The organism is Gloeocapsopsis crepidinum LEGE 06123 (assembly GCF_015207655.1).
GTDB classification, from domain to species: domain Bacteria; phylum Cyanobacteriota; class Cyanobacteriia; order Cyanobacteriales; family Chroococcidiopsidaceae; genus Gloeocapsopsis; species Gloeocapsopsis crepidinum.
On sequence record NZ_JADEWN010000141.1, the window covers coordinates 1 to 1,234 of the forward strand.

The following is a 1,234-nucleotide window of genomic DNA, read 5'->3' on the forward strand; positions in this document are numbered from 1 at the left end:
GGATTCATGGGCAGGGGGATTGCCAACCAAATCATCAACTCGGTGCCAGGGATGGAACTGGTAGCAATTGCCAACCGCAACGTCGCCAAAGCCCAACGCGCCTATAACGAAGCCGGAATTGAAAACGTTCAAACCGTCAACAACGTTGCTCAACTCGAAGACACAATTAGGTCAAAAAACTACGCTATCACCGACGACGCCCTGCTAGTGTGCCAAGCCGAAGGGATTGATGCCTTAATTGAAGTGACTGGTGCAATCGAATTTGGTGCCCAAGTGGTGATGGAGGCGATCGCCCACCATAAACACGTCATTTTGATGAACGCCGAACTTGACGGCACAATTGGATGCATACTCAAAGTGTATGCGGACAAAGCCGGAGTGATCTTAAGTGCGTGTGATGGCGACCAACCAGGCGTAGAGATGAATCTGTATCGCTTTGTGCAAAGCATCGGCTTGAAACCACTAGTGTGTGGCAACATCAAAGGACTGCAAGACCCTTACCGCAACCCGACTACCCAAGCAGGCTTTGCCCAACGTTGGGGACAAAACCCCTGTATGGTAACGAGTTTTGCCGATGGCACGAAGATCTCGTTTGAACAAGCAATTGTTGCCAATGCAACAGGGATGAAGGTGGCACAGCGAGGCATGTTAGGTTATGACTTTACGGGTCATGTCGATGAGATGACTTCAATGTATGATATTGACCAACTGCAAGCACTTGGCGGCATTGTTGATTATGTAGTTGGTGCCAAGCCAGGTCCTGGGGTGTTTGTGTTTGCCACTCATGATGACCCCAAACAACGCCATTATCTCAATTTGTACAAGTTAGGCGAGGGTCCGCTGTATAGCTTCTATACTCCTTATCACTTGTGTCATTTTGAGGTGCCACTTTCTGTGGCGCGGGCGGTGTTGTTTGGCGATCGCGTTTTATCTCCCATCGCCGGTCCAATAGTTGAGGTGGTCACGACTGCCAAGATTGATTTGAAGGCGGGTGAAGTGCTTGATGGCATTGGCGAGTATATGACTTATGGTCAATGTGAGAATGCTCCTGTTGTGCAGGCACAACGACTGTTGCCGATGGGTTTGGCTGAGGGCTGTCGTTTGAAGCGCGATTTACCCAAAGATACTGTGCTTACTTATGATGATGTTGAGTTGCCTCTACATCGTCTTTGTGACGAGTTACGACAACAGCAAGATGCGATGTTTTCTTCTCGCGTTCCTCTCAGTGTTGGTT

At 49.2% G+C, this 1,234-nt stretch carries 1 protein-coding gene; it reads left to right on the forward strand.

Annotated features, from left to right (window positions below):
• Window positions 1-51 precede the first annotated feature (51 nt).
• Window positions 52-1,234: NAD(P)H-dependent oxidoreductase (locus tag IQ230_RS26205; RefSeq protein WP_228055475.1), on the forward strand; the 1,183-nt coding region annotated here is incomplete at its 3' end.